This is a genomic window from Tessaracoccus sp. MC1756 (genome assembly GCF_014164735.1).
Taxonomy (GTDB): Bacteria; Actinomycetota; Actinomycetes; order Propionibacteriales; family Propionibacteriaceae; genus Arachnia.
Map to the genome: position 1 here is coordinate 15,503 of NZ_JACJFZ010000005.1, position 23,005 is coordinate 38,507.

Here is a 23,005-nt window from a genome sequence, read left to right on the forward strand (position 1 = left end):
CGGTACTCAGCCGGCGAGGAGCGCCTGCGCGGTGGGCTCGTCGGTGACCAGGGCCGTGATGAGCCGGCCGCGGATCGCGCCGCGGATGGCGCCCACCTTCTCCACACCGCCCGCGACCCCGACGACGTTGCTCATCTCCCGCAACTCGTCCAACCCCAGCCCGATGCGCCGCTCGGACCACGGGGTGGCGACCACCCGGCCCTCCGCGTCGTACCACTCCCCCAGCATGTCGCCCACCGCTCCACGCGCGGCGAACTCTGCCACCTCCTCGTCGGTGGTCACGCCGGCCAGGACAGCCGAGCCGCCGGGGGTCGCCGACCCCATCCCCGTCAGCGTCACGACGGCGGAACGAGCCAGGTCCAACACCTCGCGGACAGCCTGCTCGTCGGCCAGCGCGCTGGCCATCTCGGCGCTCGAGACCAGCAGCGGGGCGGGCACGGTGCGCAGCCGGCGCAGCACCCCCGGGGAGCGGGTGAGCACGTCGTCGATCCCGCTCAGCTCGCCGGCGCAGGCGACGAACTGCACACCGTCGAGCGACTCCTCGGACAGCTCGACCAGTGCACGGGCCACCGAATCACCCCAGGAGACGCCGACGACGGCGCCGGGGTGCAGGTGTCGCCTGGCGTAGGCGGCCAGCGCGGCGGCGACGCGCTCGTTGGTACGCTCGCGCGAGAGCCTGCCCTCAGCGGTGGGGACCACGATGACGTCGGTCAGCCCAGAGGCCTCTTTCAGCCTGGTGGCCAGCTGCATGGCGGCGAGGTACTGCGAGTCCATCTCGATGCGCACGATCCCGTGCTGGCGGGCCGCTTCGAGCAGCCGGCCGACGGTCTGGCGCGAAACGAACAGCCGCTTGGCCACCTGCGCCTGCGTGAGGTCGTCCTCGTAGTAGAGCCAGGCGGCACGCACGACGAGGTCGAGGTCGTTCGGCGTGGGGGTGAGCACCTTGGTGAGCATATGCCCAGTTCGTGCGGACAGCCTTCCTTCGGACGGCAACGCGCCTAGATTTGATCCGTAGCACTCAGAGAAAGGGTGTCCCTCGTGACCCAGATTCCCGCCCTGCAGCATGCCATCCAGTTCGTCGGCGTCGACGAGATCGTGCTGAACACCGAGAAGCCAGTCGACGAGGTCGGCCCGCATCAGATGCTCCTCCAGGTGGAGGCGTGCGGCATCTGCTTCTCCGACACCAAACTGCTCCACGCGTTCGACTCCCACCCCCGCAAGGCCGAGGTGGTCAAGGGCATCGACCTCGACGCGCTGCCGGAGATCCCGTCGTACCACCCCGGCGCCGCTCCGGTCGTTCCGGGGCACGAGCCCGTGGGCCGCATCGTCAAGGTGGGCGACCAGGTCACGCACTTCGCCGTGGGCGATCGGGTGCTCGTGCAGGCCGACTGGAAGCACCTGCGCACCGCCAAGTCGAACGGCGCCTTCGGGTACAACTTCGACGGCGCCCTGCAGGAGTACGCCCTCATCGACGAGCGCTGCGTCGTGGCGCCCAACGGTGAGGAGTTCCTGATCCACGTCTCCGACGGCCCGTCCGCCGCCGCAGTGGGCCTCATCGAGCCCTGGGCCACCGTCGAAGGCTCCTACGCGTGGGCGGAGCGCGACCACCTCAAGGACGGCGGTCGCCTCCTGGTCGTGAGCGACGGCGAACCCACCGGGCTGGACGCGCTCACCTCGGCGCACGTGCCTGCAGAGACCGTCTCCGTGACTCCGGGCGAGGTCGCCTCGCTCGAGGGCCAGGTGTTCGACGACATCATCTACTACGGCTCAGACCCTGAGGTCATCGAGGCCACGGCGCCGCTGCTCGGCACGCGCGCCACCTATTGCCTGGTGCTCGGCGGCGGGACGATCGGCCGCAAGGTGGCCCTCGACATCGGCCGCGTCCACTACGACTTCATCCGCTTCGTCGGCACCACCGGCGACGACCCGGCCGACGGCTACGCCTGGGTGCCGGCCAACGGCGAACTGCGCGCCGGCGACAACGTCGCCATCATCGGCGCAGCGGGCCCGATGGGCATGATGCACACCATCCGCGCCGTCACCTCCGGGGTGGAGGGCATCCGCGTCACCGGCACAGACCTCAGCGACGACCGCCTGACGCACCTGTCGCGCACCGTCGATCCCATCGCCTCCGGGCGCAGCGTGCCGATCACCTACGTCAACACCGGCAACGAGGAACTGCAGCACGGTTTCACGCACATCGCGTGCATGGTGCCCGTCCCGGCGCTGGTCAGCCAGGCCGTGGACCTCGCCGGCGAAGGGGCCATCCTCAACGCCTTCGCGGGCATCCCCGCCGGCACCCTGGGCGACTTCGACCTCCAGGGCATCGTGGAGCGCCGCATCTTCATGCTGGGCACCTCGGGCTCGGATGTCTCGGACATGCGCACCGTGCTGCGCAAGATCGAGGAAGGCATCATCGACACCCACATCAGCCTGGACGCCGTGACCGGCATGAAGGGTTTCCAGGACGCGATCGACTCGGTGATGAACCGCACCAGCGGCGGCAAGATCATGGTGTACCCGATGCTGCACGACCTCGAGCTGACGCGTCTGGTGGACATGCCGGAGAAGCTTCCGCATGTCGCCGCGAAGCTGAACAACGGCGTCTGGACCAAGCAGGCCGAGGAGGCGTTGCTGGCCGGCGCCTAGCCCACGCTAGTGGCCGCGGAGCTGCTCGATCGCCCGGCGTTCACGCTTGGTCGGGCGGCCGGCTCCGCGGTCGCGCACCGCCACGCGGCCCACCATCTCCGGGATGGGTGGCGGCTTCTCGGGCGTCCGGTCGATGTAGGCGGCCTGCGCCAGCGGCGCGCTGACCCGCTTGGCCAGACCGGGGTCCACCACCTCGAGGATCTTCTCGTCCTGGTCCTTACGCACCCGGATGACCTGGCCCGCCACCACATGCTGCGACGCCTTGGGCAGCAGGTCGTTCACCCTCACGTGCCCGCCGCGCACGGCCGAGGTCGCGAGCGAGCGGGTCTTGTACACGCGCACCGCCCACAGCCAGGCATCCAGTCGGGTCATGCGCCGATACTAATCGCCCGGTCAATGGGTGTCGGGGAGGCCCGGTACGGTAGCGACGAGACCTGCCAGAAAGGAACCCCATGACCAGGAAAGCCATCGTCACCGGCCACAGCAAGGGCGTCGGTGCCGCGCTCGCCTCGCAGTTGGAGGCCGACGGCTGGGCCGTGCTCGGCGTGTCGCGCTCTGCCGGCGCCCAGGTGGACCTGGGGTCGGCGTCGGAACTGGCCGCGTGGCTGGAATCCGGCGCACTCGCGGAGTTCCTGGCGGACGCCTCCGACGTCATCCTGATCAACAACGCGGGGGCGGTGTCGCCCATCGGCTTCGTGGGCACGCTGAACCCGGCGGAGATCGAGCGGTCGGTCAACGTCAACGTGACCGCTCCCCTCATCCTGACCGACGCCGTGGTGCGCATGCGGCCGGCAGGGGCCCCGCTGCGCGTGGCGCACGTCAGCAGCGGGGCGGCGCGCCGCCCTCACACCACGTGGAGCACCTACTGCGCGGGCAAGGCCGCCGTCGACATGCACGCCGTGGCGCTCGCCGGGGAGAACCTCGAGGGCGTGCGCGTGGCCTCCATCGCCCCGGGCGTGGTGGACACCCAGATGCAGGAAGCCATCCGCGGCACGGACTTCCCGGCGCGAGACCAGTTCCAAGCACTGAAGGACGAGGGCCGTCTGTCATCGCCAGACGAGGCGGCCCGCAGGATCATCACGCTGCTCAACGGCGCAGACTTCGGTGAGAAGGTCATCTCGGACGTCCGCGACGCCGGTTGATTCACTTCTTGTCGACTGCCTTCTTCAACTCCGCCTTGTTCATCTTCGAGCGGCCCTCGATGTTCTTGCGCTTGGCCTCTTCATAGAGCTGGTCCCGGGTACGGCCACCCGGCCCCTTGTGCGAGCGGAGGCCACCGCGGCGGCCTGACGAGATGTCCTCGCGGGACAACCTGCTGGATTCCTTCGCCTCGCCTGCCCGAGCGCGCTCCTTGTTCACTGTGCGGGCGGCGATCTCCTCAGCCGTGTCCTCGTCCTCGCCGCGCTCCTCGAGGCCCTCCTTGATGTGCTCGTACTGCCGTTCGCGCTTGGCGCTCCATGCCTTGGGGCTCATCTCCACCTCCTGCTCGGTTCCACCAACGCTACGGCGGCGTTCCACGTCCGGCTACCCCCTTTAGCGCGGGCCCGACGGGTGGCTGCGTCTGGCGCGGACGGTCCGCTCCTTCCCCGCGAACGCTCAGGAAGCGGCCGTGCGGGGCGGGGCACCCAACCGGTCGCGCCGGGCCTCGGGAGTGAGCGCCCAGCGCACGATCGTCGTCGAGAAGCGGCCGAGGGGCTGACCGAACAACACGTCGAACCACCGGCCCGCGGGGAGCCGCAGTTCGCGACGCGCCCATGGGGGCAGGGTCGAGATGGCACCGGCTGCCAGCATCCAGTAGCCGGGGCGGGCGGGCCAGGGCACGGGCGGGTTCTTGAGCAGGAAGTCCACGGTGTCGAGGGCGGGCGGAGAAGCGCGCAGTTCGGGCCGGTACTTCTCGATGGCGGCAAGCAACTCAGCTTCCGTTCGCGGCAGGTCGACGGCGCCGAGCATCTCGCCGACGGGGGCCGCCTGCGCGACGTATTCGTCGGTCTCCTGCTGGGTGAGGCGCCGGTCGCCGAAGTGCTGGAAGCTGGCGAGGAAGCTCTGGGTCTCCGCGATGTGGACCCACTCGAGCAGGTGGGGGTCCGAGGCCCGGTAGGGCGTGCCGTCGTCCGTCTTGCCGCGGACGCGTTCGTGCACTGTGCGGATCCGGTCGATGAGCGCCTCGGCGGACGGGATGGGTCCGTAAGTGGTCATCGCGATGAACTCGGAGGTGCGCTGGAGGCGACCCCACGGGTCCGAGCGGTAGCCGGAATGCCCGGCGACGCCGGCCATGGCGGCCGGGTGCAGCGCCTGCAGCAGCAGCGCCCTGATGCCGCCGGCGTACATCGCGGCGTCGCCGTTGACGTGCCAAATGACGTCGTCGCGGCCGTGCCACCGCTCGCCCTCGGCGCCCCAGATGAGGGCGGCCTTGGCGTCGGCGTCTTCTCCCGCGACCCGCGAACGCAGGGTGCGCCCCAGGAGTGACCGGAAGCTGGCGATCGGGTTCATCTCTCCACCCTACGTGGCTGTGGGCGTGGCACGGGCGCGTGGACCCCAGCCCCAGGGGTGGTCTTCGCCCGCACCGCCGCCGGCTGTCACCCGGCGCCGCTAATGTGTGTGGGTAGGAGGAAATCATGAAGATCACCGACAACGGGCCTCAGCCCAACGCGTTCGACATCGAGACCGCCACGCGGGAAAACACCAACTACCGGACGGTCGCCTGGACGGGGAAGTACTTCCAGGTAACCCTCATGTCCATCCCGGTGGGGGAATCCATCGGCCTGGAGATGCACCCCGAGACAGACCAGTTCCTGCGCATCGATGCGGGTGAGGGCAAGTGCGTGATGGGTCCGTCCAAGGACAACCTGGACTTCGAGCAGGAGGTGGAGGACGGCTGGTCCGTCCAGGTGCCCGCCGGCACGTGGCACGACGTCCTGAACACGGGCCAGGAGCCCCTGCAGCTCTATGTCGTCTACGCCCCCACGCACCATGCGCAGGGAACCGTCCACGAGACGGCCGCCTTGGCGGAGGCCGACGAGGAAGCGGGCGGCGACGAGCCGCCGAGCTGGTCGCACCAGCCCGCGCCGGATGCTGAGGACAAGTCGGCCTGACGCCGGCACTTCCACCGCACCATCAGCTGGCGGTCCCGCGCTCGAAAACGAGCGCGGGACCGCCAGTTCGTTCATTCTGTGGACTCCCCGTCCGTGATATTTTGATTAGCTGAGGTAATGAGCTAGGGTAACTTCCGGTCCACGAAAGGAATCCGTGACGAATACCGCACCCACTTCGGCCGGCACCGCAACCGCGCCCCTCGATAAGCCCGCCCTCGCCAACGACCTCCGTCTCGCCTGCCAGCGCATCGCGCGCCGTGTCCGGTTCGAGTCCACCAGCGAGCTGCCTCCCCACCTCTTCTCGGTGTTGGCCCGCGTCAATCGCGTCGGCCCCCAGACCCCCACCCAGCTGGCGGAGGACGACCGCGTCAGCACGCCGTCGATGACCCGCACGCTGAACGCCCTCTGCGAGCGCGGCCTCGTGGAGAAGCGGCCCCACCCACACGACGGGCGCCAGGTGCTCATCCATTCCACGAAGGCCGGTGACGAGGTGGTCCAGGAGACGATCGCGCACCGCGACCTCTGGATGCTCGCCCACATCGATTCCCTCGACGACGACAAGCTGGCGCTCTTGAGGAAGGCCGCCGACCTCCTTCTGGAGGTGTCGCATGCCTGAGATCACCACACGCTGGCGCACGTTCGCCTCGTTCGCGGTGAGCAACTACCGCTTCTTCTTCGTCGGCGCGCTGGTCAGCAACCTGGGCACCTGGATCCAGCGCATAGGGCAGGACTGGCTGGTGCTGACCGAGCTGACGGACAATTCCAGCACCGCGCTGGGCATCGTCACGGCGCTGCAGTTCCTCGCCATTCCGCTGCTCGCCCCCTACGCAGGGGCGGTGGTGGACCGCTTCGACAAGCGCAAGGTGCTCGTCATCTCACAGCTCGCGCTCGCCGCCACCGCGCTGGCCCTGTGGGGTCTGGTGGCCACGGGCACGGTGCAGCTCTGGCACGTCTACGTCTTCGCGCTGATCACCGGCGCCATCACCGCGTTCGACAACCCCGCGCGGCAGTCGTTCGTGTCGGAGATGGTGCCGCTCACACTGCTACCCAACGCGGTGGGGCTCAACTCGACCTCGTTCAACGGGGCGCGGCTCATCGGCCCCGGCCTGGCCGGCGTCCTAGTGGCCGCCGTCGGCGTGGGTCCCACGCTGCTGATCAACGGGCTCAGCTTCTTCGCCTTCATCGCCGCGCTGTTGTTGATGCGCGCAGACGAACTGCACCCCGCGCCCATGGTGAAGGCGCGTGGCGCCGCCATGGACGGCCTGCGGTACCTGGGCGGCCGGCCGGACATCATCGTGTTGCTGGTGGTGGTCTTCATGCTGGGCACGTTCGGCATGAACTTCCAGATCTTCAACGCCACCATGGCCACAGAGGTGTTCCACGCCGGAGCCCGCGAGTTCGGCCTGCTCGGCACGATCATGGCCATCGGCACGCTCGCCGGGGCACTCGGCGCCACGCGGCGGGCGAACCCGTCGCTGCGCACCGTGCTGATGGCCCTGACCGGCTTCGCGGTGAGCACCTTCGCCCTGACGTTCGCGCCCAACTACACCGTCTACGCGCTGCTCCTGATCCCCTCGGGCTTCTTCGCCCTCACGGTGATGACGACGGCGAACGCGGCGGTCCAGTTGTCCACCGCGCCTGAGTACCGCGGGCGCGTCATGGCGGTCTACGTCGCGATCTTCGCCGGCGGCACCCCGCTGGGTGCGCCGCTGATCGGCTGGCTCGGCGAGGTGCTCGGTCCCCGGGCGTCGGTGCTGGTGGCCTCCCTGGCCACGGGCATGGCCGTCATCGGGGTGCTGGCCTGGTTCATGGTGCACGACGGGCTGCGGCTGCACATCGAGCGGGGTCGTCCCCTCCGGATCCGCGCCACCCTGCCGTCCCGCCCCGCCTACGGAGGCGCGCGCTGAGGGTATCGTCGGTACATGGCGATCAGCGCGCTTGACCTGTTCAAAATCGGGGTGGGTCCCTCGTCGTCCCACACGATGGGCCCCATGCGCGCCGGCGCGCTCTTCCGCACCCAACTCCTGGCCAGCCCCGTGGTCGACGACGTGGCCAGGGTCCGCGTCGACCTCTACGGCTCGCTCGCGGCCACGGGGCTGGGGCACGGGACGGACCGCGCCGTCGTCGCCGGGCTGCTCGGATTCCAGCCCCAGCGGGTTGATCCGGACGAGATGAAGGCGGCCGGGGACGCCGTGGTGCACGGCGACGGACTGATGTTCAAGGAGCGCCGGCTGCCGTTCGACTGGTCCACCGATCTGCTGTTCCACCGCGAATCCAAACCCTGGCACCCCAACGCCCTGACGGTCACCGCCCTCGGCGACGACGGGGCCGAACTGATGACCAACACGTTCTACTCCATCGGCGGCGGGTTCGTCGTCGACGAGGCGCAGGCCGAGGCCGGTGAGACCGGGGTGGCGGACGTCACCGTCGAGTTCCCGTTCAGCACCTCGGAGGAGCTGCTGGCGTTGTGCTCGCTGCACGACCTGAATGTCGCCGAGCTGGTGGCCCGCAACGAACTGGCCTGGCGTCCGGCGGAGGAGACCAGGGCGGCCCTGCTGGAGATCTGGTCCGCCATGCGCGGCTGCATCGAGCGGGGCGTGCTGCAGGAGGGCTTCCTCCCCGGCGGGTTGCGCGTCCCGCGGCGGGCGCCGGACCTGTACCGCCACCTCATCTCCCGAGACGACGCCCCCAACCTGATCACCCGCACCTTCTCGGCCATGGACTGGGTCAACCTCTACGCGCTGGCGGTCAACGAGGAGAATGCGGCGGGCGGCTGCGTCGTGACCGCGCCGACGAACGGTGCCGCCGGCATCATCCCCGCGGTGCTGCAGTACTACATGAAGTTCCAGGCCGGCGCCCGGGACGAGGACGTGGTGGATTTCCTGCTGGCGGCCACCGCCGTCGGGGTGCTGCTGAAGATGAACGCCTCCATCTCCGGCGCCGAAGTGGGGTGCCAGGGCGAGGTTGGATCCGCCTGCGCGATGGCGGCCGCCGGCCTGGCCCAGGTGATGGGCGGCTCCCCTGCCCAGGTGGAGAACGCGGCGGAAATCGGGCTCGAACACAACCTCGGGCTGACCTGTGACCCCATCGGCGGGCTCGTGCAGGTGCCCTGCATCGAGCGCAACGCCATGGCGTCGGTCAAGGCCATCAACGCGGCGCAGCTGGCACTCAACGGGGACGGGCGGCACCGCGTGACACTCGACCAGGCCATCCGCACCATGCGCGATACCGGGCGCGACATGCTCAGCAAGTACAAGGAGACCTCTGAGGGCGGCCTAGCCGTCGCCTTCATCGAGTGCTGACGAGCACTGAGCGATTCGCTTAAGCGGCGACCCGCACCGCTCAGCGTCCGCTGCACAGGTCTAGAGTTGGGGCTGAACCCGAGGAGGAACCCCACCCATGCGCGTGCTCGTCACCGGTGGCGCCGGCTACATCGGCTCCCACACCACACTTGCCCTTCTTCAGGATGGTCACGACGTCCTGGTCGTCGACGACCTGTCCAACAGTTCCGAGGAGTCGCTGCGCCGCGTCGCAGACCTCGCGGGGCGCGAAGCCCAGTTCGTCGAGGCCAACGTGCGCGACGCGGTTGCGCTCGACAAGGCCTTCGCCGACTTCCGGCCGGATTCCGTGATCCACTTCGCCGGCTGGAAGGCCGTGGGCGAATCCACCGAGATCCCGCTGACGTACTACCGCGAGAACATCGGCTCCACGATCACTCTGGTGGAGACCATGGCCAAGCACGGCTGCAACCGCATCGTCTTCTCCAGCTCCGCCACCGTCTACGGCGAGGAGTCGGAGCCCCCGTTCACCGAGGACGCGCCCACCGGCGCCACCAACCCGTACGGCCGCACCAAGCACATGCTCGAGCAGATCCTCGAGGACGCCTCGGCCGCCAACCCCGAGCTCTCGGTGGCCATCCTGCGGTACTTCAACCCCATCGGCGCCCACGAATCCGGCCGCATCGGCGAAGACCCCAAAGGCATCCCGAACAACCTGCTGCCGTTCGTGGCCCAGGTGGCCGCCGGTCGCCGCGAGAAGCTGATGATCTTCGGCGACGACTACGCCACCCCGGATGGCACCGGTCGCCGGGACTACATCCACGTGGTCGACCTGGCCGCCGGTCACCTCGCCGCGCTGAACTACCTCGGCGACCACACCGGCTACCACGTCTGGAACCTCGGCACCGGCCAGCCGTCCTCGGTCCTGGAGATCGTGCACGCGTTCGAGGCGGCAGCCGGCCAGGAGATCCCGTACGAGATCGTGGCCCGCCGCCCGGGCGATGTCGCGGAGAGCTACGCCAATGTCGACAAGGCGCACAACGAACTGGGCTGGCACGCGGAGAAGACCGTGGCCGACGCCTGCGCCGACACCTACCGCTGGCAGCACGACAACCCCAACGGGTTCGCTGCCGTCTGACGCAATGCAACTGAACGGGGGCCGGTGTGGATGATCCACACCGGCCCCCGAATCTGTCGACGGTGGCCGTCAGGCGGTGGAAACTGCGGACTTGGCTCCGCGCCGGGTGTCGATGAGACGCACGAGGACGCCCACGATCAAGGCGATCCCCGCGGAAATGAGCGAGCCCTGCAGCACGATCCAGAACATCGCCCACGTCTGCTCGAAGCCCCACATGGTGAGCGCCGCGTCGAGGGCGACGTGACCGGCCACGCCCACGGTGACGATGAGTAGCACCGCGAGCCAGGCGAGGATCCGGCGTGGCGTGTCCCATCCGAGGCGGCCGAGCGCGAGGCCGAGGCCGGCGGCCACCACATAGGGCACGTAGACGATGGCCGCTGAGCCAGTCTGGCCCACCACCGCGGACATCAGCCCCGTGAGCCAGTAGACCGTCGGGAGGTAGAGCAGACCCAATCCGACGGTGAAGGCGATGGGGCCTCGCATGAGCAGCCAGTAGGCCAGCACCGCGTAGCCGGAGTAGGCGGCGACGACGGCCATGGTCATCACCAGCATGGCTGGCGGGCTGGGGCTGAGGGCGTTCCCGGAGAGGTCGACGAAGCTGACCACCACGAGCAGGGCCATGCCCACCGTCGCGACGAACGCCGCCGGGCCGGCCGCAACCGGCCCTCGCTTGGCGCGCCAGATCCTCAGGCCCAGCGCGGTGAAGGCAGCGGCCATGACGACGGCCGAGACCGAGTTGTAGTAGCTGAACAGATTCAGGGCCAGCCGGAACTGCCCGCCCGCAGAGGCGCCACGGAAGGCCTCCCTCACCGCCATGGCAAGGTGCGGCAGGAGCGCCAGCAGCAACGCTGCGGCACCGATGACCAGCGAGCGCCACGGCGCGGTGGCATCGGCGCCGTCCTGCTGGACCGGGTCCTGGTTTCCAGTGGTTGCGCTCACAGGCGAGCCCCCTTCGTCACCCTCACCGTACCTGGGGGGGTGGATAATGCGCGTTCCGGCTGCGTGTCTCTTCGTTCCCATCGGCCCGTGCGCATTCCGGGGGGTGAACGATGGAAGGATGAAGGCATGCCCCGCCCGACCATCAAGGACATCTCCCGCATCGCGGGCGTCTCGCCCACCGCGGTCTCGTTTGCGCTGAACAACCGCCCGGGCGTCTCCGAGTCGACGCGGGCCCGCGTGCTGCAGGTCGCCCAGGAGATCGGCTGGCACCGGAGCGTCGCCGCCGCGGCGCTGTCCGCGGGGCGAGCGCAGGCAGTTGGCATGGTGCTGCCACGACCCACTGGTGAGTCCACGGGCGAGCGGTTCCTGATGCACCTCATCGCCGGGATCGAGGAAGTCCTGACCGCGCACGCGTTGGCGTTGGTGCTCCAGTTCATCGTTTCCCCGGGAGAGGAACTCGAAACCTACCGCCGTTGGCACTTCGAGCGCCGTGTCGACGGGGTGATCCTCACAGACCCCGTGGTGGACGACCCCCGGCCCGCCATCCTGGAAGAACTGACGATGCCGGCAGTGTTGATCGGCTCGCTGCCTGGCAACGAACTGCCCAACGTCCGTGTCGACGACGCTGCGGCCATGCGCTTCATCGTGGACCACCTCGCAGTTCAGGGGCACCGGCGCATCACGCACGTCCCGGCTCCCCCGAACCTGATCCACACCCTCAGACGGTCCGTTGCCTTTGCCGAGTCGTGCCGGGAACTGGGCATCGAGACCCCGCGGATCGAGACCAATCCGGGCAGCATCAACGCCGGCCAGGCCATCACACAGCAGTTACTCATGGCCGACAATCCGCCCACGGCCATCATCTATGACAACGAGGGTCTGATGCTGGGCGGCCTTGGCGCGATCACTGCCATGGGTGTGCGGATCCCGGACGACGTGGCCATCGTGTCCTTCGAGGACTCCACGTTGTGCCGGGTGGCCTCCCCACCGATCACTTCGCTGGCCTACGATCCTGCCGGTCTGGGCGCGGAAGCCACCACTCTGCTGCTCGACCTCCTCGGCGGTGAAGAGCCACGGGAGGTAGTAGTTGCCGCGCCGATGATCCAGGTCAGGGGTTCGACCCAGACCCGGTCATAAGCTGCCCGTCCCGGGGGCGGTCAGTGGCGTGTCTATTGGTCTGCTGGCCGGCGACCTCGGTCCGCTCGTTGAGTTCGATCCACGTGGTGTCGCACCCCGGGCAGCGGTAGACCGGCGCGCCTTCGACCAGCTCGTCGGTCTTGATCGTGCCGCAGGCGTCCTGGCACGGCCATGTGGTGAGGAATCGGGCGCTCATGAGCGTCAAGGCTACAGGCGGAGATGCGTCTTTGCCCCACGGGATTGATTCACTACCATCGGCACATGTTGCAGGAGCCGAAACCAACGCGGGATCTGGCCGCGCTGCCCAAGGCACATCTGCATCTCCACTTCACCGGGTCCCTGAGTGTGCCCGCCCTCCGGCAGTTGGCGGAGGCCCGCGACATGGACCTGCCTCCCACCCTCATCGACGGCGTAGCCCTGGACGTGCCCTACGACAGGCGGGGCTGGAACCGCTTCCAACACCTCTACGACGTGGCCCGCGCCGCCGTCCGGGGCGAGGAGGCGCTCCGCGCGGTGGTCCGCAATGCCGCAGCTGAGGACGCCGCCGAGGGCTCGCGCCGGCTGGAGTTGCAGGTGGACCCCACGTCGTACGCCTCCTCCGTCGGAGGGCTGCAGGAGGCGCTGGAGATCGTGTGCGACGAGGCTCGGCTCGCCTCCGCCAGCTCCGGCGTGCAGATCGGGGTGGTGGTGGCCGCCTCGCGCATCCGGCACCCGCTGGATGCGCGCACCCTCGCGCGGATCGCCGCGCGGCACGCCGGCCAGGGTGCCGGGGAGGTGTGCGCGTTCGGGCTCAACAACAACGAGCGTGAGGGCCGTACCCACGAGTGGGAGGGCGCGTTCCGGATCGCCCGGCGCGCCGGCCTGCCGGGGGTGCCGCACGGCGGCGAGCTGCGGGGGGCGGACCACCTCGAGGAGGTCGTCGAGCACCTGCAGCCCGCCCGCATCGGGCACGGCGTCCGCGCCGTCGAGAACCCCGATCTGCTGAGCCGGATGATCGACCGGGGCATCACCTTCGAGGTGTGCCCGGCGTCGAACGTGCAGCTGGGCGTCTACCGCGAGCCGGACGAGGTGCCCCTGCGCGCACTCCTCGACGCCGGGGCCGATGTCGCTCTCGGCGCCGACGACCCGCTGCTGTTCCTGTCCAGGCTCACGGACCAGTACGTCACAGCGCGCGAGGTCCACGGACTCGACGACGCGGCCCTGGCCAGGCTGGCACGCTCGTCGGTCAACGCCAGCTTCGCGCCGGCCGACGACAAACGCCGCTGGCTGGCGGAGATCGACGACTGGCTCCAGTCACCCCTCGATTGACTCCCCCGAGAACATAACAAGAGCCCCGGCCGAAGCCGGGGCTCTTGCAGGTTGCGATCAGACGATCACTGGGCGACGACCTCGAACGGGACGTACGCGGTGACGGCCTGGTGCAGCTTGATGGCTGCGGTGTGGCTGCCGACCGACTTCACCGGCTTCGGGAACGAAGCGGTGCGCTTGTCGACGGTGGGGCCACCGGCCTTCTTGACGGCCTGAACCAGGTCAGCAGCGGTGACGGAACCGAACAGGTGGCCCGCCTCCGAAGCGCGGGCGGCGACGGTGACCTTGAGGTCCTCGAGCTGCGCGCGCAGTTGCTGAGCGTGCTCGACGCCGCGCACCTCACGGGCGTCGCGCGCCCGCTTGATGCCGTCGATCTGCTTCTCGGTTCCGCGGGTCCAGCGGATGGCCCTGCCCTGAGGCAGGAGGAAGTTACGGCCGTAGCCGTCCTTGACCTCGACGACGTCGCCGGCGATGCCGAGCTTGTCAACGGTGCTGGTCAGAATGAGCTTCATCATGGTGTCTTCATCCCTTCCGATCAGCGGGCGGTCGACGCGTACGGCAGCAGAGCGACTTCGCGCGCGTTCTTCACGGCGATGGCGATCTTGCGCTGGTCCTGGACCGAAAGGCCAGTGACGCGACGGGCACGGATCTTGCCACGCTCAGAGATGAACTTCTTGAGCGTGTTGATGTCCTTGTAGTCGATGTTGGCGACGCGGGTCGTCTTCACCGGCATGATCTTCTTCTTGTTCACAGACTTGCGCTGTGGACCGGCCATTGTGGTGCTCTCCTTCTATTACTGAAAGCCCGTCTTGCGACGGAATGTGCCAGCTAGCCCATGGGAGCTAGATAAGCGATGGATCAGAACGGGGGCTCTTCCGGCTGCGACTGCGCCCACGGGTCATTCCCGCCGCGGTTGCCGCCTCCGGTGTTGCCGGAGCTGGCCCACGGATCGCCCTGCGGGCTACCCTGACCACCACCGGTGTTGCCACCGCCCTGGCTACCCTGCCACTGGCCACCACCGCCGCCGCCACCACTGCCGGAGCGGGTGACGGTTGCGGTTGAGAAGCGGAGGGTGGGTCCGACCTCGTCGACATCGATCTCGAAGACGGTGCGCTTGACTCCCTCACGGTCGTCATACGTACGCGACTTCAGACGGCCCTGAATGATGACCTGCATGCCCTTGCGAAGGGTTTCGGCCACATTCTCGGCGTACTGGCGCCACACGGAGCAGCTGAGGAACAATGCCTCGCCGTCCCGCCACTCGTTGGACTGACGGTCGAGCACACGGGGTGTCGACGCAATCCTGAAGTTGGCCACCGCTGCGCCGTTGGGCGTGAAGCGGAGCTCGGGATCTGCGGTGAGGTTACCGATCACCGTGATCTGGGTTTCGCCTGCCATGTTTCTGATGCCTCCGATAAGTTCGGACTTGGTGACGACGCAGCTGAGGGCCTTGCCGTCGAGGTCTGAGTGAAATCTATCTGTCTACCACTTTGGCCGGTGGCGCCGACAATTTTCCACTCAGTTTTTTTGCTGTGGAAAACTCAGTCCTCGCGGCGCAGCACCTTGGTGCGCACAACCCGCTCGTCGATGGTCATCAGGCGATCCATCTCAGCAACGGTCGCCGGATCCGCAGTCACCTGCAGGACGGCGTAAATAGCCTCGGACTTCTTGTTGATGTCGTATGCGAGCCGACGACGTCCCCAGATGTCCTGGTTGTCGACGGTGCCACCACCCTTGGTGATGACTTCGAGATGCTTCTCGACCAGCGCGGGGACCTGACGCTCGTCGACATCTGAGTCGATGAGCACCATAACCTCGTACTTGCGCATGCTTCAGCCCCACCTCCTTCGGACTAACGGCCGCGAGTCTGTCCCGCGGCAGGAGGGCAAAACTGACCTGGGGTCAGCCAAGGAGCCAGACTACCGGCTGCGGGCTGCCGATCCCAAACCGCCGGACTCTGCGGGAAGGGCTGCTCGACCCGCCGACTGCAGCTTGTCGACGACCCCGCTGGCCTCGATGGCGGCCCAGTAGGCGTCGGCCCACCCCTCGTAGCCGAGGTCGTTGGGGTGGAACCAGTCCCCGGCGGTGTAGCGGTGGTAGCGCCAGGTGCCCGCCTCGCGGGTGGCGCGGTGCAGCGGCACCAGGTGGTGCCTGTGGCGCTCGATGAGGATCGACGCGACGGCGGCCATCTTCTGTGACTGGCGGCCCAACACCGGCACCATGAACCACGGCACGTCGGCAACGAAGGAACCCTCCGGCAGGGCCGCGAGGAGCACGTCCATGTTGGCCTCGAAGGACGCGGGTGTATGGCCGGGGAACACGACGTCGTTGCCGCCGATGTCGAGAGTCACCAGATCCGGCGTGAAGGGGAGCTCACGGAACTGCGGCAGCTGATCGCGGAGGACGTCGGCGCTGGTCGCGCCGCTGACTGACAGGTTGGTGATGAGTACCTCGCGGCCGGTCACCTCTGCGAGCCTGCGACCGATCCGCGGCACATAGCCGTGGTCGACATGGGACGCGCCCACGCCCTGTGCCGCGGAATCGCCGAGCGCCACGTAGTGCAGGGCGTCCTCGCCGCCGTCGGGGGATTCGCCCCAGTGGATGCGGTAGTCGTTGACGTGGCGAATGATCTCGCGCCGGCCCATCAGGTACGACGCCGCCCCGGCGGACACGAGGGTGCCCGCGGCCGCGCCGGCCAGGAGCCCCCACAGCCGCTTCATCGCCGGCCCCGGTACGGACCGGGCAGCACGGGGTTGCCGTCCTTCGCCCAGGCGCGCAACCCGCCGCTGACGGATTCGGCCAGGAGGCCCTTTTCGCGGAGCAGCGCGGCCATGAAGGAGGAGCGCAGGCCCGTGTCGCACATGACGATGATGGCGGCGTCGCGCTCGGCCAGCGGGTCGTCGCCGTGGATGGCGTCCACCGGGTTGTCGTGGAGGGCCCCGGTGTCCACCGGGCGGGCGCCGGGCGCGTGACCCGCCTCGTATTCGATCTTGGTGCGCACGTCGATGAGTACGGCGCCCCTGCTCAGCGCCAGCAGCGTCTCATCGATGCTCAGCCCGTCGTCGGAACGCTTCCCCAGGAAATCCAGCAAACCCATGCGTCCATTGTCCCTCACGCCGGGCTGCGTCAGACAACGCCGAAGAGACCCAGCCCGATGGCGCCGAAGACGAAGCTCAGGCCCAGCGCGAGCAGGACGTAGCCGAGCCAGGTGCGGCGGGCCCAACGCACCGTCAGGAACGGCAGCACCACGGCTGCGGCGAGGGAGATGATCCCGAAGACGCGGTGCCAGAGCGGCGCCTCTTCCACGGCGAAGTCCACGCCGGCGCCGCCCGTGTCAGGGATCAGCAGCGTCAGCAGCCCGGCGAGCGCACCGGGCAGGACCAGCAGTAGCGACAGGAGCCCCAGCGCCAGCGCGCCGGGCCAGGTGCCCCACCAGATCCGCTTCGTCACGCCGTCGAGCTTACGGGCTGGCCGGACCCTCGCCCACCCAAGCGTTGTTGAGTTGTGCAGCGGACAAGCTGCACAACTTCACCCTGCCCGGCGAGCTGAAGCGACGCCGGGTCGAGCGTTGTTGAGTTGTGCAGCGGACAAGCTGCACAACTTCACTCTGCCCAGCGAGTGAGACGACGCCCACCCAAGCGTTGTTGAGTTGTGCAGCGGACAAGCTGCACAACTTCACTCTGCCCAGCGAGGTGGCGGGGCGACGACGACGGGGCGGTCAGTCTTGCGGGATGTGGCCGTTCAGGACCCAGGCGAGGAACTCCTTGAGGTCACCCGTCTCACCGTCGCGGCCGCCGCGGCCGATCACCAGCGGAGCCAGTTGCGGCTGCAGCTTCACGCCCGTGAACCGCGACATCAACCCTCCGGGAACCGTGAGCGAGTAGTAGTTGCCCTCGGTGTCGACGGCGACGGAGTGGTTGGTGCGCAGGTACCAGCCGGTCTTGTCCGTCTTGACGGTGTGCCCGTCCAGCGTGACGGCCTTCAGCGGGCGGGGCGCCAGACCCTGTTCCCGGGCTGCGACGAGGAACTCGTCGATGAGCACCTTTGCGCGGGCGGCCTCATTGCGGGCGTGGCTCGCGTTCAGCTCCGCGCGGATGCGCGCTGCCTTCTGGCGCTCTGTCAGGTGCTCGTCCATCCCCTCAGCCTAGACTCGCCGGTTGGCCCGCCGTCAGATGGAGTAGCCACCGTCGACCAGGATCTCCTGGCCGGTGATGTAGGCCGCCTCCTCGGAGGCGAGGAACGCCACCGCCGCCGCGACCTCCTCGGGCTCACCGAAGCGACGCGCCGGGATCTTGTGCCGGATCTCGTCCGCCGCCTCGGGATCAGTGTGCAGCCGCTTGAGCCGGTCCGTGGCCGTGTACCCGGGCGCCACCGTGTTGCAGGTCACCCCGTCGGCGCCCACCTCGAGCGCCAGTGTGCGCAGATGGTTGGTGACCGCCGCCCGCATGGCGTTGCTCACCGGCAGCGTCAGCGATGGGCGACCCACCGTCAGCGACGTGATCGCGATGACCCTGCCCCAGCCGTGGGCGCGCATGCCCGGCAGCACCGCGTCGACGAGCCGCGCCGTCGACATGAAGGTGGTCTCGAAACCCGCGTGCCACCCCTCGTCGGTGACCTCCGACGGCAGGCCGGGCGGGGGTCCGCCGGCGTTCGACACCAGGATGTCGACCTCCCCGGCGGCCTCGACCGCGGCGCGCACACCGTCGATCGTGGAGACGTCCGCCACCACCCAGCGGGCGCCGACCTGGTCAGCAGCCACCCGCAGGTCCTCTTCGGTGCGCGCGGCGATGGTCACCTCGGCACCCATGTGGCGCAACAACTTCGCCGTCGCGAACCCGATGCCCTTGCTGGCGCCGGTGACGAGGGCACGCTTCCCGCTCAGTGACAACATGCCCCCACGCTAACCCACGAAATCGTGCGTGGGAGACTGAATCGATTGCTTTACAAGGAGGTCCGATGCCGGAGTTTCGCTACGCAGACATGCTGCCCACCGGGGGCGACGACACCCCCTACCGTCTCCTCACCCATGAGGGTGTCGAGGTGGTCGAGGGGCCGGAGGGACGCCAGTTCCTGAAGGTCGCTCCGGAAGCACTGACGCTGCTCGCAGAGACGGCGATGCACGACATCGCGCACTACCTGCGGCCGGCCCACCTGCAGCAGCTGCGCACCATCATGGACGACCCGGAGGCCTCCGCCAACGACAAGTTCGTGGCGCTCGACCTGCTCAAGAACGCCAACATCGCCGCCGGCGGCATCCTGCCGATGTGCCAGGACACCGGCACCGCGATCATCATGGGCAAGCGTGGCCAGCAGGTGCTGACCGAGGGCACCGACGAGCGGCCGCTGTCGCTGGGCGTCTACAACGCCTACACCAAGCTGAACCTGCGCTATTCCCAGAACGCGCCCATCACCATGTGGGAGGAGCGCAACACCGGAAGCAACCTGCCCGCGCAGATCGAGCTCTACGCCGACACCGCGCCCGGGCACGAGAACGGCTACAAGTTCCTCTTCATGGCCAAAGGCGGCGGCTCCGCGAACAAGAGCTACCTCTACCAGGAGACCAAGGCCATCCTGAACCCCGACTCGATGATGACGTTCCTCGAGGAGAAGCTGCGCTCGCTCGGCACCGCGGCCTGCCCGCCGTACCACCTGGCGATCGTCGTCGGCGGCACGTCGGCCGAGTTCGCGATGAAGACCGCCAAGTACGCCTCCGCCAAGTACCTCGACACCCTCCCGACGACGGGCTCCATCGAGGCGCACGGCTTCCGCGACGTGGAACTCGAGCAGGAGGTGCTGGAACTCACCCGCAAGATGGGCATCGGCGCCCAGTTCGGCGGCAAGTACTTCTGCCACGACGTGCGGGTCATCCGCCTGCCGCGCCACGGCGCGTCGCTCCCGGTGGCGATCGCGGTGTCGTGCTCCGCGGACCGGCAGTGCCTCGGCAAGATCACGCCTGAGGGCGTGTTCATCGAGCAGCTCGAGACCGAGCCCGCCCGCTTCATGCCGGACCACGTGGACGAGGACCTCGACGCGGAGACCGACGGCGTGACCGGCACGGGGAAGGGCGCCGTCGTACGCATCGACCTGAACCGGCCCATGACAGACGTGCTGGCCGAGCTGTCCAAGCACCCCGTGAAGACGCGCCTGTCGCTGACCGGCCCGCTGATCGTCGCGCGCGACATCGCCCACGCCAAGATCAAGGAACGCCTCGACGCGGGCGAGGAGATGCCGCAGTACCTGAAGGACCACCCCGTCTACTACGCCGGTCCGGCGAAGACCCCCACCGGCATGGCGTCGGGCTCGTTCGGGCCTACCACCGCCGGCCGGATGGACTCCTACGTCGACCAGTTCCAGGCAGCCGGCGGCTCGATGGTGATGCTCGCAAAGGGCAACCGCTCGCAGGCCGTCACCGATGCATGCGGTACGCACGGCGGCTTCTACCTGGGCTCGATCGGCGGCCCCGCCGCCCGGCTGGCGCAGGACTGCATCAAGCACGTCGAGGTCGTCGAATACGAGGAGCTCGGCATGGAGGCGATCTGGAAGATCGACGTGCAGGACTTCCCGGCGTTCATCGTGGTCGACGACAAGGGCAACGACTTCTTCGCCGAGGTCAACAAGCCCCTGGTGCTCACCATCCCGAAGCGCGAAGGGCTCTGAGCCGCAGCCGCTGAGGCCCGCAGCCACAACGGCAGATGAGAGTCTTCTCATCTGCCGTTCCGCTCCCCTTCATCCTGGCACCCTTCACTAGAGGCAGGAGGCAAGCGCATGGACAGGAAACGCGGGGTGACGGCCGGGCTGGTGGCCGCTGCCGTCGTGGCCGGGCTGCTCGTGGGCTGGCTGCTGGTCGCGCTCGCCGCGCCCCTCGCGCAACCGCCGGCGGAGCCGGCCATCGTGGTCACCGCCGTGCCGTCCCCGGCCAGCACGACGACGACTCCCAGCCCTTCGCCGACGCCCAGCCCCACCGTCGACGCGGCCACCGCGACACCGGAGCTCAGCCCGACGCCCACCACCGCGTCGACGCCCGCGACGACGACTCCCGCGCCCACCCGGACGACCGTGGCTCCGCAGCCCGTCAAGCCCGCGCCCCCGGTCAGGCCGGCACCGGCCCCGTCCACCGATGACGACGATGACGACGACGACGTGGATGACGATGACGACGACTAGGCGTCACGCCAGCCGGTAGCCCATCCCGCGGACCGTCTCGAAGCGGTCCTTGCCCAGCTTGCCCCGCAGGTATCGGACGTAGACGTCGACGACGTTGCTGCCCGGGTCGAAGTCGAAGCCCCACACATTGCTCAGCAGCTGCTCGCGGCTCAGCACCTGCCCAGGGTTGCGCAGGAACGTCTCCGCCAACGTGAATTCGCGGGCGGACAGGTCCACCCACTCGCCGTCCACCTGGGCCTTGCGCGTCCTGAAATCCAGCACCAGGCCGTTGTGCGACAACTGCGTCACGCTCTGCCCGGCCGGCTGGGGCGACTCGGTGCGCAACCGCAGCCGGATCCGCGCCAACAGTTCCTCGAACGAGAAGGGCTTGGGCATGTAGTCGTCCGCGCCGCCCTCGAGCCCGGCCACGCGGTCAGCGACGGAGGACCGGGCTGTCAGCATGATCACCGGCACGACGACCCCCTGCCCGCGGATCTGTTCGAGCACCTCGAAGCCGTCGATGTCCGGCAGTCCGACGTCGAGGATCACCAGGTCGAAATTTCCGTGCACCGCCAGCGTGGCGCCCTCGGACCCCGACGCGGTGGTGTGGGAGGTGAAGCCGGCCGCCTTCAGCCCCTTGGCGATGAATCCGGCGATGCGGGTCTCGTCCTCGATGATCAGGATCGTGCTCATGGGATCTCCATCTTGATGGTCGGTTCGAGTTCGGCGAGCTCCACCGGACCGAGCGGCAGCACCAGGGTGAACCGTGAGCCGACGCCCACTGTCGATTCAATGTCCAGGCGGCCACCGTGCGCGGCCATGATCGACTCGACGATACTGAGCCCCAGCCCCGCGCCCTGTGCGTGGGCCGCGCCTACGCGGCTCCGGCCGAAGCGCTGCCGCACTACGTCCAGCTGATCCGGCTCGATGCCGATGCCCTCGTCGCGGACCCACAGCAGCACCTCACCGCGCTCGAGCGCCGAACCCAGCGTGATGGCCGAGCCAGCGTCGGAGTATTTGACGGCGTTGGCGGCCAGTTGCAGCCAGGCCTGCGTCATGCGGCCCGGGTCGAGGAACGCCTCGGCCGAGGCGATGCGCTCGAGCCGCCACGCGCGGTCGCCCAACGCCCGCGCCTTCTCCAGCACCTGGTCCGTCAGTGTCGCCACGTCGAACCAGCGGGGCTGCACGAAGTCTGACTCCGTGGCCTTCGCCAGCATCAGCATGTCGTTGACAAGCACGCCCATCCGGTCGGCCTCGTCGATGACGAGGTCCCGCGTCTCCCGCACGTCGACGGGGTCGTCGGGGTCGACGAGTTCCATGTGGCCGCGCACCACGGTGATAGGCGTGCGGAGTTCGTGGCCCACGTCATCGAGCAGTTGCCGCTGACCCTCGACGGAGCGCTGCACGCGGTCGAGCATCCGGTTGATGGTGCTGGACAGGGCGGTGAGGTCGTCGCGGCCGCGCACCGGCACGCGCGACGTGAGGTCGCGCTCGTCGATCGACTCCGCGGCCTTGCGTAGTTCCTCGATGGGCCGCAGCAGCCTGCCCACCGAGATCCAGGCGACGAGCACCAGCAGCAGCACGGTGCCGACGGCGACCACGGCGTAGAGCGTCATCGTGCGGCGCAGCTCAGCCTCGACGATGTCGAGGTCGTAGACGTGCACCAGCGCACCCGCCGACCCGGGGTACTGCACGGGCGCCACGAGCACCCGGTAGTTCCCATCCGGGGTGCGGAGGGTGTCGATGCGAATCTGGTTGCCGGCGGCCATGGGCATGAGGTGGCCGACGAGTTCCTCGTCGTTCTCGGGGCGCAGCGGAACGTCCGTGGAAGCCACCCAGCGCACCTGACCGTCCACGACGGCCAACTCCCCCTCCGCCTCGCCGATCACCGTTCGGGCAAGGAAGGTGTGCAGCAGCTCCGACGGCCCGGCGAACGACTGGCCGGTGGCGGGGTCGATGCCATCCGTTGCGAGCACGCGGAGTTCGTCGCGCGTGCGCATCAGTTGGTCGTCGACACCGGTGTGGATGGCGCGGTGCTGCAGCACGGCGACGATGGCGCCGGACGTCAGCAGCGCCAGCCCCGCGAGCAGCACCATCGTGGTGATCAAGCGCGCCCGCAACGTCACCTTGGCGACGAGGTCGGGTTGCTGGGAGATCATGTCCCTATCCTGCCCTGAGCTCGGACCGCGCACGCTCACGCGGTGGCGACCGGCGTGCCCTCGTGCCGGAAGCCGAGCCCGTCACGCATGAGAAACCTCTCACGATTCCCGCGTGGTTCTCCTCATCTGCGACCGGTGTGATGGTCTCAACAACCACTTCGA

Annotated in this window: 28 protein-coding genes; 11 read left to right on the forward strand and 17 right to left on the reverse strand. The window is 68.7% G+C overall.

Going from position 1 to position 23,005, the window contains the following annotated elements:
• Window positions 1-6 precede the first annotated feature (6 nt).
• On the reverse strand, window positions 7-954 hold the full coding sequence (locus H5393_RS11730) for a sugar-binding transcriptional regulator (RefSeq protein WP_182762973.1): 948 nt from the start codon (window positions 952-954) through the stop codon (window positions 7-9).
• A gap of 84 nt (window positions 955-1,038) precedes the next feature.
• Here H5393_RS11730 and H5393_RS11735 point away from each other — a divergent pair, with 84 nt between their 5' ends.
• On the forward strand, window positions 1,039-2,649 hold the full coding sequence (locus tag H5393_RS11735) for an alcohol dehydrogenase catalytic domain-containing protein (protein WP_182766818.1): 1,611 nt from the start codon (window positions 1,039-1,041) through the stop codon (window positions 2,647-2,649).
• Between the two features lie 6 nt (window positions 2,650-2,655).
• Here the strand turns inward: H5393_RS11735 and H5393_RS11740 are convergent, their stop codons facing one another.
• Window positions 2,656-3,021 (reverse strand): RNA-binding S4 domain-containing protein, encoded by a 366-nt coding sequence (locus H5393_RS11740; RefSeq protein ID WP_182762975.1) that lies wholly within the window; start codon window positions 3,019-3,021, stop codon window positions 2,656-2,658.
• An 80-nt stretch (window positions 3,022-3,101) separates the two neighbouring features.
• Between H5393_RS11740 and H5393_RS11745 the strand changes: the two genes are divergently transcribed.
• Entirely contained in the window at window positions 3,102-3,791 is a 690-nt protein-coding gene (locus H5393_RS11745; protein WP_182766819.1) for an SDR family NAD(P)-dependent oxidoreductase, read from the forward strand.
• A 1-nt stretch (window position 3,792) separates the two neighbouring features.
• Here the strand turns inward: H5393_RS11745 and H5393_RS11750 are convergent, their stop codons facing one another.
• Both H5393_RS11750 and H5393_RS11755 read right to left on the reverse strand, forming a co-directional pair.
• On the reverse strand, window positions 3,793-4,122 hold the full coding sequence (locus tag H5393_RS11750) for a plasmid stabilization protein (RefSeq protein WP_182766820.1): 330 nt from the start codon (window positions 4,120-4,122) through the stop codon (window positions 3,793-3,795).
• Window positions 4,123-4,245: 123 nt separating this feature from the next.
• Entirely contained in the window at window positions 4,246-5,139 is an 894-nt protein-coding gene (locus H5393_RS11755; protein WP_182766821.1) for an oxygenase MpaB family protein, read from the reverse strand.
• Between the two features lie 125 nt (window positions 5,140-5,264).
• Between H5393_RS11755 and H5393_RS11760 the strand changes: the two genes are divergently transcribed.
• The 5 genes from H5393_RS11760 to galE all read left to right on the forward strand — a co-directional run bounded on the left by H5393_RS11760 (window position 5,265) and on the right by galE (window position 10,157).
• Window positions 5,265-5,741 (forward strand): cupin domain-containing protein, encoded by a 477-nt coding sequence (locus H5393_RS11760; RefSeq protein ID WP_182766822.1) that lies wholly within the window; start codon window positions 5,265-5,267, stop codon window positions 5,739-5,741.
• Window positions 5,742-5,895: 154 nt separating this feature from the next.
• Window positions 5,896-6,357: a MarR family transcriptional regulator gene (locus H5393_RS11765; RefSeq protein ID WP_182766823.1), complete on the forward strand. Its 462-nt coding sequence runs from the start codon at window positions 5,896-5,898 to the stop codon at window positions 6,355-6,357.
• Entirely contained in the window at window positions 6,350-7,648 is a 1,299-nt protein-coding gene (locus H5393_RS11770; protein WP_182766824.1) for an MFS transporter, read from the forward strand. The genes H5393_RS11765 and H5393_RS11770 overlap by 8 nt, the downstream gene beginning before the upstream one ends.
• Window positions 7,649-7,663: 15 nt before the next feature.
• Window positions 7,664-9,043: an L-serine ammonia-lyase gene (locus tag H5393_RS11775; RefSeq protein WP_182766825.1), complete on the forward strand. Its 1,380-nt coding sequence runs from the start codon at window positions 7,664-7,666 to the stop codon at window positions 9,041-9,043.
• Between the two features lie 97 nt (window positions 9,044-9,140).
• Window positions 9,141-10,157, forward strand: a complete 1,017-nt coding sequence (galE, locus tag H5393_RS11780; RefSeq protein ID WP_182766826.1) for a UDP-glucose 4-epimerase GalE — start codon at window positions 9,141-9,143, stop codon at window positions 10,155-10,157.
• 69 nt (window positions 10,158-10,226) lie between these two features.
• Here galE and H5393_RS11785 read toward each other — a convergent pair whose 3' ends face one another.
• Window positions 10,227-11,096, reverse strand: a complete 870-nt coding sequence (locus H5393_RS11785) for a hypothetical protein (RefSeq protein WP_182766827.1) — start codon at window positions 11,094-11,096, stop codon at window positions 10,227-10,229.
• A 126-nt stretch (window positions 11,097-11,222) separates the two neighbouring features.
• On the opposite strand from H5393_RS11785, the gene H5393_RS11790 reads away from it, so the two are divergent.
• Window positions 11,223-12,233: a LacI family DNA-binding transcriptional regulator gene (locus H5393_RS11790; RefSeq protein WP_182766828.1), complete on the forward strand. Its 1,011-nt coding sequence runs from the start codon at window positions 11,223-11,225 to the stop codon at window positions 12,231-12,233.
• On the opposite strand, the gene H5393_RS11795 is transcribed toward H5393_RS11790, so the two are convergent.
• Window positions 12,205-12,429 carry a hypothetical protein gene (locus H5393_RS11795; RefSeq protein ID WP_182762998.1) on the reverse strand — a complete coding sequence of 75 codons (225 nt, stop codon included), beginning with the start codon at window positions 12,427-12,429 and terminating at the stop codon, window positions 12,205-12,207. The genes H5393_RS11790 and H5393_RS11795 overlap by 29 nt on opposite strands.
• 65 nt (window positions 12,430-12,494) lie before the next feature.
• Between H5393_RS11795 and H5393_RS11800 the strand changes: the two genes are divergently transcribed.
• Window positions 12,495-13,541 carry an adenosine deaminase gene (locus tag H5393_RS11800; protein ID WP_182766829.1) on the forward strand — a complete coding sequence of 349 codons (1,047 nt, stop codon included), beginning with the start codon at window positions 12,495-12,497 and terminating at the stop codon, window positions 13,539-13,541.
• A 65-nt stretch (window positions 13,542-13,606) separates the two neighbouring features.
• Here H5393_RS11800 and rplI read toward each other — a convergent pair whose 3' ends face one another.
• From rplI to H5393_RS11845, 9 genes are all read right to left on the reverse strand, one after another.
• A complete protein-coding gene (rplI, locus tag H5393_RS11805; RefSeq protein ID WP_182766935.1) occupies window positions 13,607-14,053 on the reverse strand; it encodes a 50S ribosomal protein L9 in 447 nt (148 codons plus the stop codon).
• Between the two features lie 23 nt (window positions 14,054-14,076).
• Complete coding sequence (rpsR, locus tag H5393_RS11810; RefSeq protein WP_076063420.1) at window positions 14,077-14,316, reverse strand: 30S ribosomal protein S18; 240 nt, start codon at window positions 14,314-14,316, stop codon at window positions 14,077-14,079.
• Between the two features lie 83 nt (window positions 14,317-14,399).
• Window positions 14,400-14,939 carry a single-stranded DNA-binding protein gene (locus H5393_RS11815; RefSeq protein ID WP_182766830.1) on the reverse strand — a complete coding sequence of 180 codons (540 nt, stop codon included), beginning with the start codon at window positions 14,937-14,939 and terminating at the stop codon, window positions 14,400-14,402.
• A 143-nt stretch (window positions 14,940-15,082) separates the two neighbouring features.
• Window positions 15,083-15,370 carry a 30S ribosomal protein S6 gene (gene rpsF, locus H5393_RS11820; protein WP_076063424.1) on the reverse strand — a complete coding sequence of 96 codons (288 nt, stop codon included), beginning with the start codon at window positions 15,368-15,370 and terminating at the stop codon, window positions 15,083-15,085.
• A gap of 90 nt (window positions 15,371-15,460) precedes the next feature.
• On the reverse strand, window positions 15,461-16,261 hold the full coding sequence (locus tag H5393_RS11825) for an SGNH/GDSL hydrolase family protein (protein WP_182766831.1): 801 nt from the start codon (window positions 16,259-16,261) through the stop codon (window positions 15,461-15,463).
• The gene (locus tag H5393_RS11830) at window positions 16,258-16,638 is read right to left on the reverse strand and encodes a rhodanese-like domain-containing protein (RefSeq protein WP_182766832.1); all 381 of its coding nucleotides are present in this window, start codon (window positions 16,636-16,638) and stop codon (window positions 16,258-16,260) included. The genes H5393_RS11825 and H5393_RS11830 overlap by 4 nt, the downstream gene beginning before the upstream one ends.
• A gap of 29 nt (window positions 16,639-16,667) precedes the next feature.
• Window positions 16,668-16,991, reverse strand: coding sequence for a hypothetical protein (locus H5393_RS11835; protein WP_182763001.1), 324 nt, complete (start codon window positions 16,989-16,991; stop codon window positions 16,668-16,670).
• A gap of 268 nt (window positions 16,992-17,259) precedes the next feature.
• On the reverse strand, window positions 17,260-17,676 hold the full coding sequence (locus H5393_RS11840; protein ID WP_182766833.1) for a hypothetical protein: 417 nt from the start codon (window positions 17,674-17,676) through the stop codon (window positions 17,260-17,262).
• Window positions 17,677-17,709: 33 nt separating this feature from the next.
• Entirely contained in the window at window positions 17,710-18,432 is a 723-nt protein-coding gene (locus H5393_RS11845; RefSeq protein ID WP_182766834.1) for an SDR family oxidoreductase, read from the reverse strand.
• 65 nt (window positions 18,433-18,497) lie between these two features.
• Here H5393_RS11845 and H5393_RS11850 point away from each other — a divergent pair, with 65 nt between their 5' ends.
• Window positions 18,498-20,198 carry a fumarate hydratase gene (locus tag H5393_RS11850; protein WP_182766835.1) on the forward strand — a complete coding sequence of 567 codons (1,701 nt, stop codon included), beginning with the start codon at window positions 18,498-18,500 and terminating at the stop codon, window positions 20,196-20,198.
• A gap of 108 nt (window positions 20,199-20,306) precedes the next feature.
• Window positions 20,307-20,705, forward strand: a complete 399-nt coding sequence (locus H5393_RS14760; RefSeq protein WP_182766836.1) for a hypothetical protein — start codon at window positions 20,307-20,309, stop codon at window positions 20,703-20,705.
• A gap of 3 nt (window positions 20,706-20,708) precedes the next feature.
• On the opposite strand, the gene H5393_RS11860 is transcribed toward H5393_RS14760, so the two are convergent.
• Together H5393_RS11860 and H5393_RS11865 are read right to left on the reverse strand one after the other, a co-directional pair.
• The gene (locus H5393_RS11860; protein WP_182766837.1) at window positions 20,709-21,377 is read right to left on the reverse strand and encodes a response regulator transcription factor; all 669 of its coding nucleotides are present in this window, start codon (window positions 21,375-21,377) and stop codon (window positions 20,709-20,711) included.
• Window positions 21,374-22,843, reverse strand: coding sequence for a cell wall metabolism sensor histidine kinase WalK (locus H5393_RS11865; RefSeq protein ID WP_182766838.1), 1,470 nt, complete (start codon window positions 22,841-22,843; stop codon window positions 21,374-21,376). The genes H5393_RS11860 and H5393_RS11865 overlap by 4 nt, the downstream gene beginning before the upstream one ends.
• Window positions 22,844-23,005 lie beyond the last annotated feature (162 nt).

Excerpts from the sequence above, each read along its gene's own strand:
- H5393_RS11730 (WP_182762973.1), bottom strand. The coding sequence starts at position 954 with ATGCTCACCAAGGTGCTCACCCCCACGCCGAACGACCTCGACCTCGTC.
- H5393_RS11740 (WP_182762975.1), bottom strand. The coding sequence starts at position 3,021 with ATGACCCGACTGGATGCCTGGCTGTGGGCGGTGCGCGTGTACAAGACC.
- H5393_RS11745 (WP_182766819.1), top strand. The coding sequence starts at position 3,102 with ATGACCAGGAAAGCCATCGTCACCGGCCACAGCAAGGGCGTCGGTGCC.
- H5393_RS11750 (WP_182766820.1), bottom strand. The coding sequence starts at position 4,122 with ATGAGCCCCAAGGCATGGAGCGCCAAGCGCGAACGGCAGTACGAGCAC.
- H5393_RS11755 (WP_182766821.1), bottom strand. The coding sequence starts at position 5,139 with ATGAACCCGATCGCCAGCTTCCGGTCACTCCTGGGGCGCACCCTGCGT.
- H5393_RS11760 (WP_182766822.1), top strand. The coding sequence starts at position 5,265 with ATGAAGATCACCGACAACGGGCCTCAGCCCAACGCGTTCGACATCGAG.
- H5393_RS11770 (WP_182766824.1), top strand. The coding sequence starts at position 6,350 with ATGCCTGAGATCACCACACGCTGGCGCACGTTCGCCTCGTTCGCGGTG.
- H5393_RS11775 (WP_182766825.1), top strand. The coding sequence starts at position 7,664 with ATGGCGATCAGCGCGCTTGACCTGTTCAAAATCGGGGTGGGTCCCTCG.
- galE (WP_182766826.1), top strand. The coding sequence starts at position 9,141 with ATGCGCGTGCTCGTCACCGGTGGCGCCGGCTACATCGGCTCCCACACC.
- H5393_RS11790 (WP_182766828.1), top strand. The coding sequence starts at position 11,223 with ATGCCCCGCCCGACCATCAAGGACATCTCCCGCATCGCGGGCGTCTCG.
- H5393_RS11795 (WP_182762998.1), bottom strand. The coding sequence starts at position 12,429 with ATGAGCGCCCGATTCCTCACCACATGGCCGTGCCAGGACGCCTGCGGC.
- H5393_RS11800 (WP_182766829.1), top strand. The coding sequence starts at position 12,495 with ATGTTGCAGGAGCCGAAACCAACGCGGGATCTGGCCGCGCTGCCCAAG.
- rplI (WP_182766935.1), bottom strand. The coding sequence starts at position 14,053 with ATGAAGCTCATTCTGACCAGCACCGTTGACAAGCTCGGCATCGCCGGC.
- rpsR (WP_076063420.1), bottom strand. The coding sequence starts at position 14,316 with ATGGCCGGTCCACAGCGCAAGTCTGTGAACAAGAAGAAGATCATGCCG.
- H5393_RS11815 (WP_182766830.1), bottom strand. The coding sequence starts at position 14,939 with ATGGCAGGCGAAACCCAGATCACGGTGATCGGTAACCTCACCGCAGAT.
- rpsF (WP_076063424.1), bottom strand. The coding sequence starts at position 15,370 with ATGCGCAAGTACGAGGTTATGGTGCTCATCGACTCAGATGTCGACGAG.
- H5393_RS11825 (WP_182766831.1), bottom strand. The coding sequence starts at position 16,261 with ATGAAGCGGCTGTGGGGGCTCCTGGCCGGCGCGGCCGCGGGCACCCTC.
- H5393_RS11830 (WP_182766832.1), bottom strand. The coding sequence starts at position 16,638 with ATGGGTTTGCTGGATTTCCTGGGGAAGCGTTCCGACGACGGGCTGAGC.
- H5393_RS11840 (WP_182766833.1), bottom strand. The coding sequence starts at position 17,676 with ATGGACGAGCACCTGACAGAGCGCCAGAAGGCAGCGCGCATCCGCGCG.
- H5393_RS11845 (WP_182766834.1), bottom strand. The coding sequence starts at position 18,432 with ATGTTGTCACTGAGCGGGAAGCGTGCCCTCGTCACCGGCGCCAGCAAG.
- H5393_RS11850 (WP_182766835.1), top strand. The coding sequence starts at position 18,498 with ATGCCGGAGTTTCGCTACGCAGACATGCTGCCCACCGGGGGCGACGAC.
- H5393_RS14760 (WP_182766836.1), top strand. The coding sequence starts at position 20,307 with ATGGACAGGAAACGCGGGGTGACGGCCGGGCTGGTGGCCGCTGCCGTC.
- H5393_RS11860 (WP_182766837.1), bottom strand. The coding sequence starts at position 21,377 with ATGAGCACGATCCTGATCATCGAGGACGAGACCCGCATCGCCGGATTC.
- H5393_RS11865 (WP_182766838.1), bottom strand. The coding sequence starts at position 22,843 with ATGATCTCCCAGCAACCCGACCTCGTCGCCAAGGTGACGTTGCGGGCG.